Below are 16,980 nucleotides of genomic sequence, written 5' to 3' on the forward strand. Positions count from 1 at the left end.
CGAGAGGGAACGGCAGACACCGTCCCGTTCCCGGGACAGCCCTCGCCACACCCCTACGAGCTTGGGCCTACCCTACCATCGGGTTTGTTCCGGGACAGCCCACCTACAAGGATTTCAGAAAATTCTTACAGGCGTGGCAAAGCCAGGTGAGGATTCGTTAACACGCCCCCGATCGCGGCCTGGAGGCCGCTCCTACGGGGCATGGCAGCACAATGTGGCAGGAGCGGTCTCCAGGCCGCGATTGCCGCCGTGGCGGTGAGAATCCGCCCTACCGGCCATAGCGCACCAGCCAGGGAAGCTTCCGTGTTTTCCGTGGGTTCCGTGGCCATCAATCTTTTTGTGGATTCCGTGGCCATCCTTGGTTCCGCCTGATGGGGCCACGGCGAATGACGCCTATCCTCGATCGCGGCCTGGCGACTGCGCCTACGGGCTAGGGCCTGGTTGGCCCTACACCAATCGCGGCCTGGAGGCCGCTCCTACGGGGCATGGCGGCACAATGTGGTAGGAGCGGCCTCCAGGCCGCGATCCCCGGCGGGCGCTGCCCTCCGCCCTTCGGGCCAGCCTTGCGGCTGTTCAAAATCGCTCCCGGCGATTTTGTCAGGCCGAATCGGACTGTGCATCTTGAGCGATCCCCCTCGAATCGGGGCGACGGCCATGCTTTTTCGGCCGATCGCCCAAGCTGCCTTGCCAGCCTCGCCCTGAGCATCGAATCCCTGGTGCAATAGCCGGGTTATTCCCAGAGCGACGTTCAGAACGTATGCTTGTCCGCCATGAGCGACCCGCTGATTGCCACCGACCCGGCCCGCAACGCCACGGTGCATGCCTCGGCCGGAACCGGCAAGACCTGGCTGCTGGTCACCCGCATGCTCCGCCTGCTGCTGGCCGGGAGCCGTCCGGGCGGCATCCTCGCGGTGACCTTCACCCGCAAGGCCGCGACCGAGATGCTGCAGCGCCTCAACGAGCGCCTGGCGGAACTGGCGGCGGCCGACGACAGCCACCTCGATGCGTTGCTGGCCCAGATCGGCCTGCAGGCCGACCCCGGGCTGCGCGAGCGGGCCCGCGGCCTGTACGAGCAGCACCTGTTCTGCGACCAGCCGCTGCGAGCCACCACCTTCCATGCCTTCTGCCAGAGCCTGTTGCAACGCTTTCCACTGGAGGCCGGCGTGCCACCGGACTTCGAACTGGCCGACAACGAGTCCGAACTGCGCGAGGCGGCCTGGGAGGCACTCTATGCCGAGGCCAGCGCCGATCCCGAGGGCACAACGGCCCGTGCCCTGGAGACCCTGTTCGATGCCTGCCGCGGCCTGCACAACAGCCGCCAGGCGCTGGAGGCCTTGCTGGCCCAGCGCATCGACTGGTGGGCCTGGTGCGGCGACAAGCAGGATCCCCCGGCCTGGGCCAGCCAGGCGCTGGCCAACCAGCTCGGGATCGATCCGGGGCAGGACCCGCTGGCGGCCTTCTTCACACCCCCGCGGCTGAATACCCTGCGCGAATTCAGCAGCCTGCTCGGCCGGCATCCGATCCAGAGCCATCTGCAACAGATAGAGGCCCTGGAGTCGGCCCTGCAACTGGACGTTCCCGGCGAACAGCGGCTCGCCGCGCTGCGCCAGGCCCTGCTCACCAAAGATGGCCGGCCGCGCAGCCGCAAGGCCAGCAAGACCCTGATCGCCAAGCTCGGCGAGAGCGGCACCGAGCGGCTGCTGGAACTGCACGAGCAGCTCTGCGCCGCGCTCCTCGAACTGCTCGATCTCCGCGCCCGTCTCGACCACTGGCGGCTCAGCCGCGCCTGGTACCGGGCCGGCCAGCAGTTGCTCAGCCACTACCAGCGGATCAAGCGCGAACGGCGTCTGCTCGACTTCGCCGACCTGGAATGGAACGCCTACCGCCTGCTCAACCGCAGCGGCCATGCCCACTGGATCCAGTACAAACTGGACGCGCGCGTCGACCATCTGCTGGTCGACGAGTTCCAGGACACCAACCCCACCCAGTGGCGCCTGCTGCTGCCGCTGCTGGAAGAACTGGCCGCCGGCAGCGACGCCGGGCGGCCGCGCAGCGTTTTCCTGGTCGGCGATGCCAAGCAGTCCATCTACCGCTTCCGCCGCGCCGACGCGCGCCTGCTGGACACCGCCAGCGGCTGGCTGGAAGGGCATTTGCAGGCGCTGCGGGTGGACCTCGACCGCTCGCGCCGATCCAGCGCCGCCATCGTCGACTGCGTCAACCGGGTCTTCAGCCGCCCGCCCCTGGCGGAACTGATCCCGGACTTCCCCCATCACGACACCTTCCTCGGCGATCTCTGGGGCCGGGTGGAACTGCTGCCGCTGATCGAGGCCGAGGCGACACCGCCAGCGGCATCCGGCCTGCGCGACCCCCTGCAGCGGCCACGCCAGCGCGCCCAGGACGACCGCCACTACCGCGAGGGGCGGCTGATCGCCGAACGCCTGCGTGCCCTGGTCGAGGCGGAGACCCTGATCGAGGTCGACGGCCGGGCGCGTCCGCTGCGCTACGGTGACTGCCTGCTATTGCTGCGCCACCGCACCCATGCCGGTGACTACGAACGCGCCCTGCGCGACGCCGGCATCCCCTATCTCGGCACGGCCCGCGGCACGCTGCTGGAGAACCTGGAGATCCGCGACCTGGTGGCCCTGCTCAACACCCTGACCACCCCCCATGACGATCTGGCCCTGGCCCAGGTACTGCGCTCGCCGCTGTTCGCCCTGACGGATGCCGATCTCATCACCCTTGCCAGCCGCAGCGGCACGGACTGGATGCAGCGGCTGGAAGCGCTGGCCAGGGACGCCGAGGCGCAACCTGCGCTGACGCGCGCCGCGCGCCTGCTTGGCGAGTGGCGGCAACTGGTTGGCCGGCTTCCGGTCCACGACCTGCTGGACCGGATCTTCCACCAGGGCGAGGTCATGGCACGCTACCGGGCCGCCACCCCGGAGATGATGCGGCCCGGGGTGCTGGCCAATCTGGGCCGTTTCCTGGAACTCGCCCTGGAGGTCGACAGCGGCCGTTACCCCAGCCTGCCACGCTTCCTTGCCCGTCTGGAAGGGCTGCGCCGGCAGGGCGGCGAGGCCCCGGACGACGCGCCGCCGGCCGGCGGCGCAGGCGACCGGGTGTGCCTTCTCACCGTGCACGGGGCCAAGGGCCTGGAGGCCCCCCTGGTCTGCCTCGCCGACAGTGCCAGCAGCCTGCGCGGTGACCGCGCCTGGGAGGTACTGGTCGACTGGCCGAGCGAGGCCGAGCGGCCACGCCGCTTCCTGCTCAATCCCGGGCGTGAGGGCCAGTTCCGGCTACTGGACGAGCAGCTCGCCGCCCGCTGGCAGGCCGAACAGCGCGAAGACGCCAACCTGCTCTATGTCGCCCTGACCCGGCCACGGCAGCTGCTGATCGTCAGCGGCTGCGTACCAAGCCGCAGCGATGCGCTCGGCTGGTACGGCCTGATCCGCGACGGACTGGAGGCCGGGGAGACGCTGGCCACCGGCGAATCCTGGGTGCTGGAGAGCGGCCGGCGACCGGCTGCGGCCGGCCCGGTGGACGGAAGGCCGGCCGTCGCGACCGAGATCGACCCGCGCCTGGCCCGTCCGCTGGGACCGGCTGCGGCCGCAGCCCGCCTGGCCCCCAGCCGCCCGGAGCCCGAAGCGACCACCGTGGCTCGCGATCCCGACGCGGTGAAACGCGGCATCGCCATCCACCGCATGCTGGAATTGCTCAGTGCCCCCGGACCCCGGCCGGCCGGGGCGGTGCGCGCCCGCCTGGCACGGGAGACCGGCCGCCTGCCGTCGGATCCGCAACTCGTCGCCTGGCTGGCGGAGGCCGAGGCCCTGCTCGGTGATCCAGCCCTGGCGGCGCTGTTCGACCCCAGCCGCTACCGGCGTGCCTGGAAGGAGGTGCCGCTGCAGTACCAGGCAGGTGAACGCCAGGTCCAGGGCGTGCTCGACCGGCTGGTGGAAAACGACGACGGCCTGCTGCTGATCGACTACAAGACCCACCCGCTGGACGCCACCGCGGCCCGCGTGGTCGCCCGCCAGTACCGGCAACAGCTGCAGCTCTACCAGGACGGCGTCGCCCGCCTGTGGCCAGACCGGCCGCTGCGCAGCGTTCTGCTGTTCACCCACTGCCGCACGCTGATCCCGCTGGAAACCCTCTGAGCCCTGAGCGCTGTTGAAACAGCGGTGCCACCCCCATATTCGAAACACTCACAGGCTTCATAAGGGGATGACATGACCGATTCAGCGTATCTCTTCGAGGTGACGCGGGAAGATTTCCCGCAGCGGGTGATCGAGGCTTCCCATGAGGGGCCGGTACTGGTCGACTTCTGGGCCGAATGGTGCGCACCCTGCCAGATGCAGCTGCCGATCCTGAGCCGGCTGGCCGAGGAGTTCGGCGGCAAGCTGCGGGTGGCCAAGGTCAACACCGACGAACAGGCGGAACTGGCCACCGAACACGGCATCCGCAGCATTCCGACCCTCAAGCTGTACCGCCATGGCGAGGTCGTCGAGGAGATGATGGGCGTGCAGAGCGAGTCGGCCCTGCGCGCGGTGATCGATGCCTACCTCGATCGGGAATCGGACAGGATCCGCGAACAGGCCCGGGAGAAGGCCGCCGCAGGCGACCCGGAGGAGGCGCTGGCGCTGCTGCGGCTGGCCGCGGGCGAGGATCCGGACAACCCGCGCGTGCTGCTCGACCTGGCCAGCCTGGCGCTGGATCAGGGGTTGCTGGAGGAGGCGGAGAGCGCCCTGCAGTCACTGCCCCGCGAGCAGCGCGATGGCGAGGAGGCCAGGCGGCTGCGGATCCGCCTCGACCTGGCCCGCCAGCGCGATGCCAGCCTGGACCGGGCCGCGCTGGAGGCACGCCTGGCGAAGGACCCGGACGACCTGGAGGCCCGTGAACAGCTGGCCATCCTCAGCGCCCTGGAGGGCGACCATGCCAGCGCCCTGGAGCACTACCTGGAGATCCTGCGCCAGGACCGCGGCTTCCACGACGAGGCTGGCCGCCGCGGCCTGCTGGCGGTGTTCGAACTGCTCGGCAACCAGGGTGAACTGGTCGGCCGCTACCGCCGGCAGATGTTCAACCTGCTGCACTGAGCGAACCGCAGTCGCGATCGCCAGATCGCATAAGAGAAAGCGACACCGCGCGGGCTATCGTCCGCCTTCCAGCATGGCCTCCAGCTTGGCCGCGGGCAGATAGCCGGGGACGATCCGGCCGTTCTCCAGGATGATGGCGGGCGTGCCGCGCAGGTTCAGCGCCTGCACCAGCTGATAGTGGCGGGCCACCGGCGTCTCGCAGGGCGGCGACTCGATGCTCTTGCCGTTCTTGCTGTCGGTCAGCGCCTGGAGGCGGTCCTTGGCACACCACACCGCCTCGGCCTTGCGCCAGGATGCCGAACCGGGACCGGCACGGGGGAAGAACAGGTAGCGGACGGTGATGCCCCGGCGGTTGATCTCGCCGATCTCGCTGTGCAGCTTGCGGCAGTAGCCACAATCGATGTCGGTGAACACGGTGATGGTGTGCTTCGGCGACTTGGCGGGAAAGATCACCATGTTGTCCTCGCCAATGGCCTCCAGCTCGCCTTTCAGCAGCCGGCTGCGCTGGTGTGCGGTGAGGTTGGCGCCGCTGTTCAGATCGATCAGGTTGCCCTGCATCAGGAAACGCCCGTCAGCGGAGACATAGACGATCTGCGGCCCGTAGGCCACCTCGTAGAGACCCTCGATGGGCGAGGGCTGAATGCTGTCCGGCTCCGAATCCGGCAGGATCCGCTTCAGGGCGTCACGGATGACCGCCGGTGCGTCGGCCGCCTGGAGGGGGCCGGAGAGGGACAGCAGGGCGAACAGCAGCAGGGCGATGAGGCGCATGGAATATCTCTTCAGCTGGAGGGAATGGACGACATTGTCGCGGTTTTGAACGACACCGGCAATGCCATGATGGACCCCGGGGATGACAGAAAGTTTACCCGGCAGCCTGTTGCACCACCGCGGCCCGCATGATCGCAGTGCAGGCTGGTGTATGAATCGGGAACGCGTAACCCGGCTTTGTGCCTGTTCGATCGGCTCCGGGCCATTGCCCGCCGTGGATCCCCCGATCGCGGCCTGGAGGCCGCTCCTACAAGGCATGGCGGCACAATGTGTTGTCGTAGGAGCGGCCTCCAGGCCGCGATCGAGGCATGCGGGCTAGCCCCGCGGATGATGCCGGGCGTGCAGCTCGCGCAGCCGCTCCCGGGCGACATGGGTATAGATCTGGGTGGTGGACAGGTCGCTGTGACCGAGCAGCATCTGCACCACCCGCAGGTCGGCACCGTGGTTGATCAGGTGGGTGGCGAAGGCATGACGCAGGCTGTGCGGTGACAGACTGCCGCGGACCCCGGCCTGCCGGGCATGCTGCTTGAGGCGGTACCAGAAGGCCTGGCGGCTGAGCGCCGCTCCCCCGCGCCCCGGGAAAAGGAAGTCGCTCGAGCGGCCCCTGAGCAGCTCCGGGCGCGCCCCCTGCAGGTAGCGCTGCAACCAGTCCAGTGCCTCCTCACCGAGCGGCACCAACCGTTCCTTGCTGCCCTTGCCGAGCACCTGGAGCAGTCCCTGGCGCAGGCTGAGCTGGTCGACGGCCAGGGTCACCAGCTCCGTGACCCGCAGCCCGGTGGCGTAGAGCACCTCGAGCATGGTCCGGTCGCGGAAACCGAGTGGCGTGGCGACGTCCGGTGCCGCCAGCAGTGCCTCTACCTCGGTCTCGCTCAAGGCACGCGGCAAGGGCCGGCCGAGACGGGGAGAGGCGATCTGCGCCGTCGGGTCCGCCTGGATGCGGCCCTCGCGCAGCAGATGGCGATAGAAACGGCGCAGGGTGGAGAGCAGCCGCGCGCAGGAACGGGCCTTCTGGCCGACGGCGTGGCAGTGGCCGAGATAGCCTTCCAGGTCACCACGCCCGGCCCCCAAGAGGCAGAGATCCCGTTCCCCCAGCCAGCGCGCCAGCTTGAGAAGATCGCTGCGGTAGGCTGCCAGGGTATTGGGGCTGAGGCCGCTCTCCATCCACAGGGCATCGACAAAGGCCTCGATCAGCTGCTGTTCAGCCCTCGCCCTGTTCCCGGTTTCCGCCACCTTCATCCTCCCCGCCTGCAACAGTCGCATTGGTGCTACAGTAAATCAGGCCCACCTGCATTGACCAGCTCCGTTATGGACGACACCGACCGCAGTCAGCAGTTGCTCGAACTCCTCGACGAACTGGTCGCCGAGCTGCATCAGGGGCATAGCCCACCTCCCGTCAGCCTCGACAGCGACCTGGAACGCGACCTTGGCATCGACAGCCTGGCGCGGGTCGAACTGCTGCTGCGGCTGCAGCAGCGCCTCGACGCCAGCCTGCCGGAGCATGAAGCCCTGCAGGCCGCCACGCCACGCGCCCTGCTGCGGTTGCTCGGCGGGGGGGCCGCCCCGCCTACGGCCGAGGTGGCGCCACCGGCCCGGGGTCCCATCCACGCCCGCCCCGAGGCGGCCTGCTCGCTGAACGAGGTGCTCGCCTTCCATGCTGAACACCATGCCGGGCACCACTACCTGACCCTCTACGAATCCGGCGACGAGCCCCTGCACCTCAGCTACGGCGAACTCTTCGGGCGGACCCGCCAGTTCGCCGCTGCGCTGCGTGAGCGTGGCCTCGAAGCCGGCGACCGGGTAGCGCTGATGCTGCCCACCAGCCTGGCCTTCTTCGATGCCTTCTACGGTACCCTGCTGGCGGGCGGCGTGCCTGCGCCGCTCTATCCGCCGGCCAGCCGGGCGCGGATCGAGGAATTCATGCTGCGCCAGGCCGGCATCCTCGACAATGCCGGGGCCCGGCTGCTGATCACCACCGCAGAGATCGAGCCCTTCGCCCGGCTGCTCAAGAAGCAGGTCGCGGCCCTCGACGACGTTCTCACCCCGGACCGCCTGGAGAGCGATGGCGAGGCGGCCTGGCTGCCGGGTCGCGGGGAGGACCTGGCCTTCCTGCAATACACTTCCGGCAGCACCGGCCAGCCCAAGGGCGTGATGCTGAGCCACGCCAATCTGCTGGCCAACATCCGCGCCATGGGCCAGGCTGCGGACGTCAGGGTCGACGACCTGTTCGTCAGCTGGCTGCCGCTGTATCACGACATGGGCCTGATCGGCGCCTGCCTGGGCACCCTCTATCACGGCATCCCGCTTGTACTGATGTCGCCGCTGGCCTTCATCAGCCGGCCACAGCGCTGGCTGCAGCGCCTGCACCGGCATCGCGGCACCCTCTCGGCGGCACCCGACTTCGCCTACCAGCTCTGCGCCAGCCGTCTCCTCGACCGGGAGCTGGAGGGGCTGGACCTGTCCAGCTGGCGGCTGGCCTTCAACGGCGCCGAGCCGGTGCATGCCGAGACCCTGCGCCGCTTCAGCCGGCGCTTCGCCCCCTATGGCTTCGATCCCACCGCCATGACCCCGGTCTACGGCCTGGCCGAATGCGCCGTCGGCCTGGCCTTCCCGCCGCTGGGGCGCGGCCCGCGCATCGACCGCATCCAGCGCGAGGCCTTCATGTACGAGGGCCGGGCGCGGCCCGCCGCCGACGACGATGCAGAGGCCCTGGAGCTGGTCAGCGGCGGCCTGCCGCTGCCCGGGCACGAGATCCGCATCGTCGACGAACAGGGCCGCGAGCTGGGAGAACGCCAGCAGGGCCTGCTGCAGTTTCGAGGCCCCTCGGCCAGCGCCGGCTACTTCCGGAACCCCGAGGCGAGTGCCGCCCTGTGTGACGGCGACTGGCGCAATGCCGGCGACTACGCCTACCTGGCCGCTGGCGAGGTGTTCATCACTGGTCGGGCCAAGGATCTGATCATCCGCGCCGGCCGCAACATCTATCCCTACGAACTGGAACAGGCGGTTGGCGACCTGCCCGGCATCCGCAAGGGTGCCGTGGCCGTCTTCGCCACCCGCTCCACTGCGCCTGGTGGCGAACGGCTCGTGGTGCTGGCGGAGACCCGGGAGCGCGACCCCGGGCAGCGGCAGCGGCTGCGGGCCCGGATCGAGGCGCTGGCCCTGGAACTGATCGAGACCCGGCCCGACGACATCGTGCTGGCGCCGCCGCGCACCGTCCTCAAGACCTCCAGCGGCAAGATCCGCCGCGCCGCCTGCCGCGACCGCTACGAACAGGGGCTGATCGGCGACCACCAGCAACACCCGCTGCACCGCCTGAGGACGCGCACCCGGCTGCTGGCCCGGGCCCTGGCCGCCAGCGGCCGCCGCGGGGGCCGCCATCTCGCACAGCGGCTCTACGCCGGCTATGCCTGGGGCCTGCTGCTGGTGATCGGCCTGGCGACCCTGCTGCTGGTGCTGCTGGCACCGGGCCTCCGGGCGGCGCAGCGCTGCACCCATCTGGCAGCGCGGCTGTTCCTCGCCCTGGCAGGCATCCGCCTGGCGATCAGCCGCGACAGCGAGCCGCCGCCGGACGAGACCCTGATCCTGGTCGCCAACCATGCCAGCTACCTCGATGCCATCGTGCTGATCGCCGCCCTCGATCGGCCATTGCACTTCGTTGCCAAGCAGGAACTGGGCAGACACAGGCCGCTGGGCTGGTTCCTGCACCGGCTGGGCACCGAGTTCGTCGCCCGCGACGAGGTTCGGGAAGCCCTGGCCGCGACCCGGCGCATGATCGAGCGGGTGGAACGCGGCGAGGCCGTGCTCTTCTTCCCGGAGGGCACCTTCACCGCTGCCAGCGGCCTGCGCCCCTTCCGCCTCGGCGCCTTCCAGGTCGCCGCCGCCACAGGCACCGCGATCCTGCCGGTAGCCCTGGCCGGAACCCGCGCCGTGCTGCGTGGCGAGAACCGCCTGCCCCGTCCCGGCCGGGTCCGGGTCCACGTCGGCCGGCTGCTGCGCCCGCGGGGCAGCGACTGGGCGGCGGTACTCGATCTGCGCGACCGGGCCCGGGAACAGATCCTCGCCCGCTGTGGCGAACCGGACCTGGCCGGGCGGGTGGGCATCGCCCGCCCGGCCGGTCCGAATGGGTGAGGGGTGGTTGATGGCCACGGAATCCACGGAAGACACGGACATGTGGATCGGCCACGAAACTTCACAAAAAATTTCTTAAATTGATCTCATCGACGCAGAGACGCCTAACCCATCAGGAAACTCTGCGCCTTCGCATCCTCTGCATTCACTGGGCCAAATTCCAGGGAGACCCTTTCGTGGGTTTCGTGGCCCTATCGTTCACTGTCCGTGTCTTCCGTGGATTCCGTGGCCATATCTTTCGCTGGCCGGGGGTTCCGTGGATTCCCTGGCCATGACCCAGCAGAGTGCCCACTCATAGGGTGCGCACCCTGGCCCGCCAGGCTCAGCGCAGCTCGATCACCCCGCTCATGCCGACCCGCAGCCGGGTCTCGCCCGCCGCCAGCGCGGGCGGGGGCAGCGCCTCGGCCGCCATCGCCTGGGCACGCAGCGCCACGGCTGGCGGCCGCCCGGCGCCACCGGTGTCCAGGGCGGCCTCGACCAGCAGGTAGCCGGCGGCCCCGAAGTCGCGCTGCAGCTGCTCAGCCCGGGCGCGGAAGGCCGCCACCGCCTCGTCCACCAGCCGCGTCTCGATCCGCTGGCGAGTCGCCTCGGCGAGCTGGAAGCGGATCGACTTCACCTGCAGCCGAGCCTGCAGCCTGCCCAGCAGCCGCGCCAGGCGCTCGAAGTCGCTGCCTTCCAGCCACAGGTCCTGCGTCCCCCGCCAGCGGGGCGGGCGGTCCTTGCGGTACAGCGGCGAGATGCTGTAGTTGCCACTGCGCAGTTCGAGGCCCGGCTGCAGGCGGGCCTGATCCAGCGCCCACTGCATGCGCCGGTTGATCTCGGCCGCGACCGCGTCCGGCGCCTCGCCTTCCGCCTCGGCCGCCAGCCGCACCTGCATGCGATCGTTGGCCACCGCCTCGCTGACCGCCACCTGGAAGCGCAACCGCTGATAGGGCCCCGCCTCCCTTGCCGGCGGCTGCGCCGCCCCGACCGTACCACCCACCAGCAACAGCAGGCCGATCCACAGTGCCTTGTTCCTCATCCCGGTCCCCTCTCCTGTGCCTCGGGCGATGCCGCCCCGCCCCCATGGTACAATGCGCGGCGCCCGACATGCCGACCGCCTCCCCGACAAGCCCCGCCCACGTCACCGGCCTGATCCTCGCCGGCGGCCGCGCGACGCGCATGGGCGGCCGCGACAAGGGGCTGATCGAGCTGGCCGGCCGGCCGCTGATCGACTATGCCCTGGCGGCCATGGACGCCGTCTGCGAGCAGGTGCTGATCAGCGCCAACCGCCACCTCGACCTCTACCGCCGCTTCGGCCGGGCGGTGCTCAGCGACCCGCTGGCCGACTACCCCGGGCCGCTGGCCGGCATCCTCGCCGGACTGCAACAGGCGCCCCCCGGCGTGCTGCTGGTGATGCCCTGCGACACGCCCCTGGCCACCCCGGCGCTGCTGCAGCGGCTCGTTGCCGCCGGGACAGATACCGCTACAATGGCCGCCGTGGCCCATGACGGCCAGCGCCTGCAGCCGGCCTTCGTGCGCCTCGACCCGCAGCTGGCCCGGCCCCTGCGCCAGGCGCTCGAGGCCGGCGAGCGGCGCCTGGGCCGCTGGGTGGCATCACTCGATCCGCGGCAAGTGGACTGCAGCGACCACCCGGAATGGTTCGACAACATCAACACCCCGGAGGACCTCGACGCGCTGGCCGCACGCCTCGCCGAGACGCCATGAGCAGTCAGCTTTTCCAGCAGCCACCGGTGCTCGGCTTCGCCGCCTTCAGCGGCACCGGCAAGACCACCCTGCTCACCCGGCTGCTACCGCAGCTGTGCGAACGTGGCCTGCGCATCGGCATGATCAAGCACAGCCACCACGATTTCGATATCGACATCCCGGGCAAGGACAGCTACCGGCTGCGCAAGGCGGGCGCCAGCCAGATGCTGGTCGCATCCAGCCGGCGCTGGGCGCTGATCACCGAGACGCCCGGACGCGAAGAGGCCTCGCTGGCGGAGATGATCGGACGCCTCGACCGCAGCACCCTGGACCTGATCCTGGTCGAGGGCTTCCGCCACGAACGCTTTCCCAAGATCGAGCTGCACCGCGCCGCCACCGGCCGGCCGCTGCTGCATCCCGACGATGACAGCATCATCGCCGTGGCCAGCGACGTCGCGCTGGCCACCGCCCTGCCCCAGCTCGACCTCGACGACGTCGCGGCCATCGCCGACTTCGTCGACCGCTTTCGCCTGCAAACCCTCCAGTCAGGAATCACGCCATGAACGACCGCAACGACCACAACCCCTCCGGCCTGCTCTCCGTCGACGAGGCCCGCAGCCGGATCTTCGACATGCTCCGCCCCATCCGCGGCGACGAACAGCTGGCGATCCGCAGCGCCCTCGGCCGGGTGCTGGCCGAGCCGGTGATCTCCGGCATCGACGTGCCGCCCTACGCCAATTCGGCCATGGACGGTTACGCCCTGCGCGCTGCCGACCTGCCGGCGGAGGGCACGGCCACCCTGAAGCTGATCGGTCGCGCCATGGCCGGTGCCCCCTTCGAGGGGCGGGTCGGGGCCGGCGAATGCGTGCGCATCATGACCGGCGCCAAGCTGCCGGACGGCGCCGACACCGTGCTGATGCAGGAACGGGTCGAGGCCGAGGGTGAGCAGGTGCGGATCAACGCCGGCCACCGGCCCGGCGAGAACGTCCGTCATCCCGGCGAGGACATGGCCGTCGGCCAGACGGTGCTGGAACCCGGGCGGCGACTGACCCCCGCCGACCTGGGGGTGCTGGCCTCGCTGGGCATCCCCGAGGTGCGGGTGCGGCGACGGCTGCGTGTCGCCTTCTTCTCCACCGGCGACGAGCTGGTCAGCCTCGGCCAGCCGCTGGGCGAGGGACAGATCTATGACAGCAACCGCTACACCCTCTACGGCATGCTGCAACGCTGCGGTGCCGAGCTGCTGGACATGGGTGTCATCCCCGACCGGCGCGAGGCGGTACGCCGCGCCTTCCAGGACGCCATGAGCCAGGCCGACGTGGTGATCACCTCCGGCGGCGTGTCGGTCGGCGAGGCCGACTACGTCAAGCAGACCCTGGACGAGCTGGGCGAGGTGCACGTCTGGCGCATGGCGATGAAGCCCGGCAAGCCGCTGGCCGTCGGCCGCCTCGGCGAGGCGACCTTCTTCGGTCTGCCCGGCAACCCGGTGTCGGCCATGGCCACCTTCTACCAGTTCGTGCAGCCGGCGCTGGAACGCCTCGGCGGTGCCACCCCCGGCGAGCCCCTGGTGCTGAAGATCCCCACCGCCACCGACCTGAAGAAGAGCCCGGGACGCCTGGAGTACCAGCGCGGGGTGCTGGCGCGCGACGCCCACGGCAACTGGACGGTGACCAGCAGCGGACGCCAGGGCTCGCATGTCCTGACCTCCATGAGCCGCGCCAACTGCTTCGTCATCCTGCCCGCCAAATCGGCAGGGGCCAAGGCCGGCGAGCTGGTCGACGTGCAGCCCTTCGCCGGCCTGATCTGAGCGGCCGAAGCTGCGCGCAAGGCGCTGCCTCCAGGCGGCGCCTTGCATCCCCCCGGCCCGGCCCCCATATTGACCGGCAGCCCGTCCTTTCCAAAAACCCGGCAACAACAAAGGACCTTGCATGAGCGACGACAGCAGCCCGCGTGAACCCGAACTGATCGACGCCGAGGACGAAGTCACCGCCAGCGGCGAACTGGCCCGCGCCGGCGACGTCCTGCCCAGCACCCTCTACGTGCTGCCGGTCAACGAACGGCCGTTCTTTCCGGCACAGAGTGTCCCCGTGCTGATGAACGAGGAGCCCTGGATCGAGACCATCGCCGCCATCGGCGAGAACCCGCCTCACGTGGTCGCCCTGGTGATGGCCGACGGCCCCGATGGCGAAATCCCGGCACCGGACCAGTTCCACCGCATCGGCACCGTGGTCCGCGTCCATCACCCGATGCGCAGCGGCGGCAAGATCCAGTTCATCGCCGAGGGCCTGCAGCGCATGCGCATTCGCGAATGGCTGAGCGACCGGCCACCCTACCTGGTGCGGGCCGAATACCCCGATGACATCCTCGACGACGAGGAACAGCTCCGCGCCTATGGCATCGCCATCATCAACACCCTGAAAGAACTGGTACCGATGAACCCGCTGTACAGCGAGGAGCTGAAGTTCTTTCTCAACCGCTTCAACCCCAACGAGCCCGCGGCCCTGACCGATTTCGCCGCCAGCCTGACCACCGCCGCCGGCAGCGAACTGCAGGACGTGCTGGAGACCCTCTCCGTGCTGGAGCGCATGAAGAAGGTGCTGGTGCTGATCAAGAAGGAACTGGAGGTCGCCAAGCTGCAGACCCAGATCCGCGAGCAGGTCGAGAAGCGGATGACCGAGCAGCAGCGCAAGTTCTTCCTGCGCGAGCAGCTCAAGGAGATCCAGAAGGAACTGGGCATCGCCAAGGACGACCGCACCGCCGACATCGAGCGCTTCGAGGCGCGGCTGAAGGATCTCGAGCTGCCGGAGCAGGCCCGCGAACGCATCGACGACGAGCTGCACAAGCTCTCGGTACTGGAGTCCGGCTCCCCCGAATACGCGGTGACGCGCAACTATCTCGACTGGCTGACCGCCTTCCCCTGGGGCCGCCACTCCACGGACAACCTCGATCTGCGGCACGCCCGCGAGGTGCTGGACCGCGACCACGACGGACTGGACGACGTCAAGGCGCGGATCATCGAGTTCCTCGCCGTGGGCGCCCTGAAGGGCGAGGTGGCCGGCTCCATCCTGCTGCTGGTCGGCCCGCCCGGCGTCGGCAAGACCTCCATCGGTCATTCGGTGGCGGCGGCGCTGGACCGCAAGTTCTATCGCTTCAGCCTGGGCGGCATGCGCGACGAGGCCGAGATCAAGGGCCACCGCCGCACCTATGTCGGCGCCATGCCCGGCAAGTTCGTGCAGGCACTGAAGGAGGTGGGGGTGGCCAACCCGGTGATCATGCTCGACGAGATCGACAAGATCGGCGCCTCCTACACGGGCGATCCGGCCTCGGCGCTGCTCGAGGTGCTGGACCCCGAGCAGAACAGCGCCTTCCTCGACCATTACCTGGATCTGCGTATCGACCTGTCAAAGGTGCTGTTCATCTGCACCGCCAACCAGCTCGACACCATCCCCCGGCCGCTGCTGGACCGCATGGAGGTGATCCGCCTCTCCGGCTACATCACCGAGGAGAAGCTGCAGATCGCCAAGCACCACCTCTGGCCCAAGCTGCTCGACCAGTCGGGCCTGAAGCGTGGCCAGTTGCAGATCAGCGACGCGGCAATCCGCCGCATCATCGAGAACTATGCCCGCGAGGCCGGGGTGCGCAACCTGGAGAAACAGCTGAAGAAGATCATCCGCAAGGCGGCGGTGGGCTTCGTCGAGGGCCGCAACCAGCGACTGCGGGTCGGCGTCGGCCAGGTGGAGGACTATCTGGGCAAGGCGGTATTCGGCCGCGAACGGCCGATGAGCGGCCTGGGGATCGTCACCGGTCTGGCCTGGACACCGCTCGGCGGCGCCACCCTGAACATCGAGGCCACCCTGGTGCACACCAAGAACCGTGGCTTCAAGCTCACCGGCCAGCTGGGCGAGGTGATGCGCGAATCGGCGGAGATCGCCTACAGCTACATCGCCAGCCACCTCAGGCCCTTCGGCGGCGATCCGGCCTTCTTCGACCAGGCCTTCGTCCACCTGCACGTGCCGGAGGGCGCCACCCCCAAGGACGGCCCCTCGGCCGGCATCACCATGGCCAGCGCCCTGCTGTCACTGGCGCGCAAGGAACGCATCCGCCGGCCGCTGGCCATGACCGGGGAACTGACCCTCACCGGCCAGGTCCTGCCGGTCGGCGGCATCCGCGAGAAGGTCATCGCCGCGCGCCGCAACCGGGTCTTCGAACTGATCCTGCCCGATGCCAACCGCGGCGACTTCGAGGAGCTGCCGGACTACATTCGCGAGGGCATGACGGTGCACTTCGTCAAGCGCTATCCGCAGGTGGTGGACCTCATCTTCGGCGGGAAATAATTCAGGGACAGGGCGTGCGTCCCACCTCAGGCGCGGTGGGACTAGCCCGGATATTGCACCAAGGCGGCCCGCATGATCGGAGTGCAGGCTGGCATACAAGGCCAGGAGGCTCGCAAATAGGCCCTCGTGGCGGGGTACGGTTTGTGCCTATTCGATCTCAGAACGTATCTGGCTGCGCATCCTGGCCGATCCCCCTTGAACCATAGCTACGGCTATGCTTCTACGGGCGATCGACCAACCTGCTTTGCCAGCTCCGCCCTGAGAATCGAATCCTTGATGCAATATTCGGGCTAGCCCGGATATTGCATCAGGAGCCCGGATGATGGTGTGGCTGGACCTGCCGGGGATCGCGGCCTGGAGGCCGCTCCTACGGGGTATGGCGGCACAATGGTAGGAGCGGCCTCCAGGCCGCGACTGTATTACAGCACGAACCTCCTTCATGCGCGCCGCCTTGGTGCAATATCCGGGCTAGATGATTTGAACGGCCACGAAAGCCGTGAAATCCAGGAACGGAATCAGTATTGGAGCGGGATCAACAGGCTATTTGAAAACAGCCTCTGGCGAGTGCGAGACAACGCCTTGTTCCGTGGGTTCCGTGGCTATCCCATCAGGCGTTCTGCTGCTGCTCGGCGATGTCCTTGCGTACCTGATCCATGTCCAGCTCCTTCGCCTTGCCGATCAGTTCCTCGAAGGCGTTGGCCGGCAGCATGCCGGGCTGGGAGAAGATGATGATCTGATCGCGGAAGATCATCAGGGTGGGGATGGAACGGATCTGGAAGTGGGCGGCCAGCTCTGGCTCGTCCTCGGTGTTCACCTTGGCGAAGACGATGTCCGGATACTTTTCCGAGACCTCCTCGAAGATGGGCGCGAAGTTCTTGCAGGGTCCGCACCAGGGTGCCCAGAAATCGATGATCACGAAATCGTTGTTGGTGATGGTCTCTTCAAAGTTCTCTTTGGTCAGCTTGACGGTCGCCACGTGCAGT

General features: G+C 68.9%; 11 protein-coding genes. 7 read left to right on the top strand and 4 right to left on the bottom strand.

All coding sequences use genetic code 11. From position 1 onward, the window contains the following. The first annotated feature begins 770 nt into the window (after nucleotides 1–770). Nucleotides 771–4,151, top strand: coding sequence for a UvrD-helicase domain-containing protein (locus QVG61_RS09600; protein ID WP_289930414.1), 3,381 nt, complete (start codon nucleotides 771–773; stop codon nucleotides 4,149–4,151). Between the two features lie 72 nt (nucleotides 4,152–4,223). After that, nucleotides 4,224–5,087, top strand: coding sequence for a thioredoxin (trxA, locus tag QVG61_RS09605; protein WP_289930415.1), 864 nt, complete (start codon nucleotides 4,224–4,226; stop codon nucleotides 5,085–5,087). 54 nt (nucleotides 5,088–5,141) lie between these two features. Here the strand turns inward: trxA (QVG61_RS09605) and QVG61_RS09610 are convergent, their stop codons facing one another. Beyond that, complete coding sequence (locus QVG61_RS09610; protein ID WP_289930416.1) at nucleotides 5,142–5,855, bottom strand: DsbC family protein; 714 nt, start codon at nucleotides 5,853–5,855, stop codon at nucleotides 5,142–5,144. A 315-nt stretch (nucleotides 5,856–6,170) separates the two neighbouring features. Continuing rightward, nucleotides 6,171–7,091, bottom strand: coding sequence for a site-specific tyrosine recombinase XerD (gene xerD / locus QVG61_RS09615; RefSeq protein WP_289930417.1), 921 nt, complete (start codon nucleotides 7,089–7,091; stop codon nucleotides 6,171–6,173). 69 nt (nucleotides 7,092–7,160) lie between these two features. Here xerD and QVG61_RS09620 point away from each other — a divergent pair, with 69 nt between their 5' ends. Next, the gene (locus QVG61_RS09620) at nucleotides 7,161–9,980 is read left to right on the top strand and encodes an AMP-binding protein (protein ID WP_289930418.1); all 2,820 of its coding nucleotides are present in this window, start codon (nucleotides 7,161–7,163) and stop codon (nucleotides 9,978–9,980) included. Between the two features lie 322 nt (nucleotides 9,981–10,302). Here QVG61_RS09620 and QVG61_RS09625 read toward each other — a convergent pair whose 3' ends face one another. Further along, on the bottom strand, nucleotides 10,303–11,001 hold the full coding sequence (locus QVG61_RS09625) for an SIMPL domain-containing protein (RefSeq protein ID WP_289930419.1): 699 nt from the start codon (nucleotides 10,999–11,001) through the stop codon (nucleotides 10,303–10,305). 68 nt (nucleotides 11,002–11,069) lie between these two features. Between QVG61_RS09625 and mobA the strand changes: the two genes are divergently transcribed. The 4 genes from mobA (at nucleotide 11,070) to lon (ending at nucleotide 15,997) form a co-directional block, all read left to right on the top strand. Next, on the top strand, nucleotides 11,070–11,687 hold the full coding sequence (mobA, locus tag QVG61_RS09630; protein ID WP_289930420.1) for a molybdenum cofactor guanylyltransferase MobA: 618 nt from the start codon (nucleotides 11,070–11,072) through the stop codon (nucleotides 11,685–11,687). Beyond that, nucleotides 11,684–12,229: a molybdopterin-guanine dinucleotide biosynthesis protein MobB gene (gene mobB / locus QVG61_RS09635; protein ID WP_289930421.1), complete on the top strand. Its 546-nt coding sequence runs from the start codon at nucleotides 11,684–11,686 to the stop codon at nucleotides 12,227–12,229. The genes mobA and mobB overlap by 4 nt, the downstream gene beginning before the upstream one ends. Then, the gene (gene glp / locus QVG61_RS09640; RefSeq protein ID WP_289930422.1) at nucleotides 12,226–13,470 is read left to right on the top strand and encodes a gephyrin-like molybdotransferase Glp; all 1,245 of its coding nucleotides are present in this window, start codon (nucleotides 12,226–12,228) and stop codon (nucleotides 13,468–13,470) included. The genes mobB and glp overlap by 4 nt, the downstream gene beginning before the upstream one ends. A gap of 121 nt (nucleotides 13,471–13,591) precedes the next feature. Further along, nucleotides 13,592–15,997: an endopeptidase La gene (lon, locus tag QVG61_RS09645; protein WP_289930423.1), complete on the top strand. Its 2,406-nt coding sequence runs from the start codon at nucleotides 13,592–13,594 to the stop codon at nucleotides 15,995–15,997. Between the two features lie 607 nt (nucleotides 15,998–16,604). Here the strand turns inward: lon and trxA (QVG61_RS09650) are convergent. Continuing rightward, the gene (trxA, locus tag QVG61_RS09650; RefSeq protein WP_289930424.1) at nucleotides 16,605–16,973 is read right to left on the bottom strand and encodes a thioredoxin; all 369 of its coding nucleotides are present in this window, start codon (nucleotides 16,971–16,973) and stop codon (nucleotides 16,605–16,607) included. Nucleotides 16,974–16,980: the final 7 nt, after the last annotated feature.

It is taken from the genome of Thiohalobacter sp. IOR34, assembly GCF_030406045.1.
Classification (GTDB): Bacteria; Pseudomonadota; Gammaproteobacteria; order Thiohalobacterales; family Thiohalobacteraceae.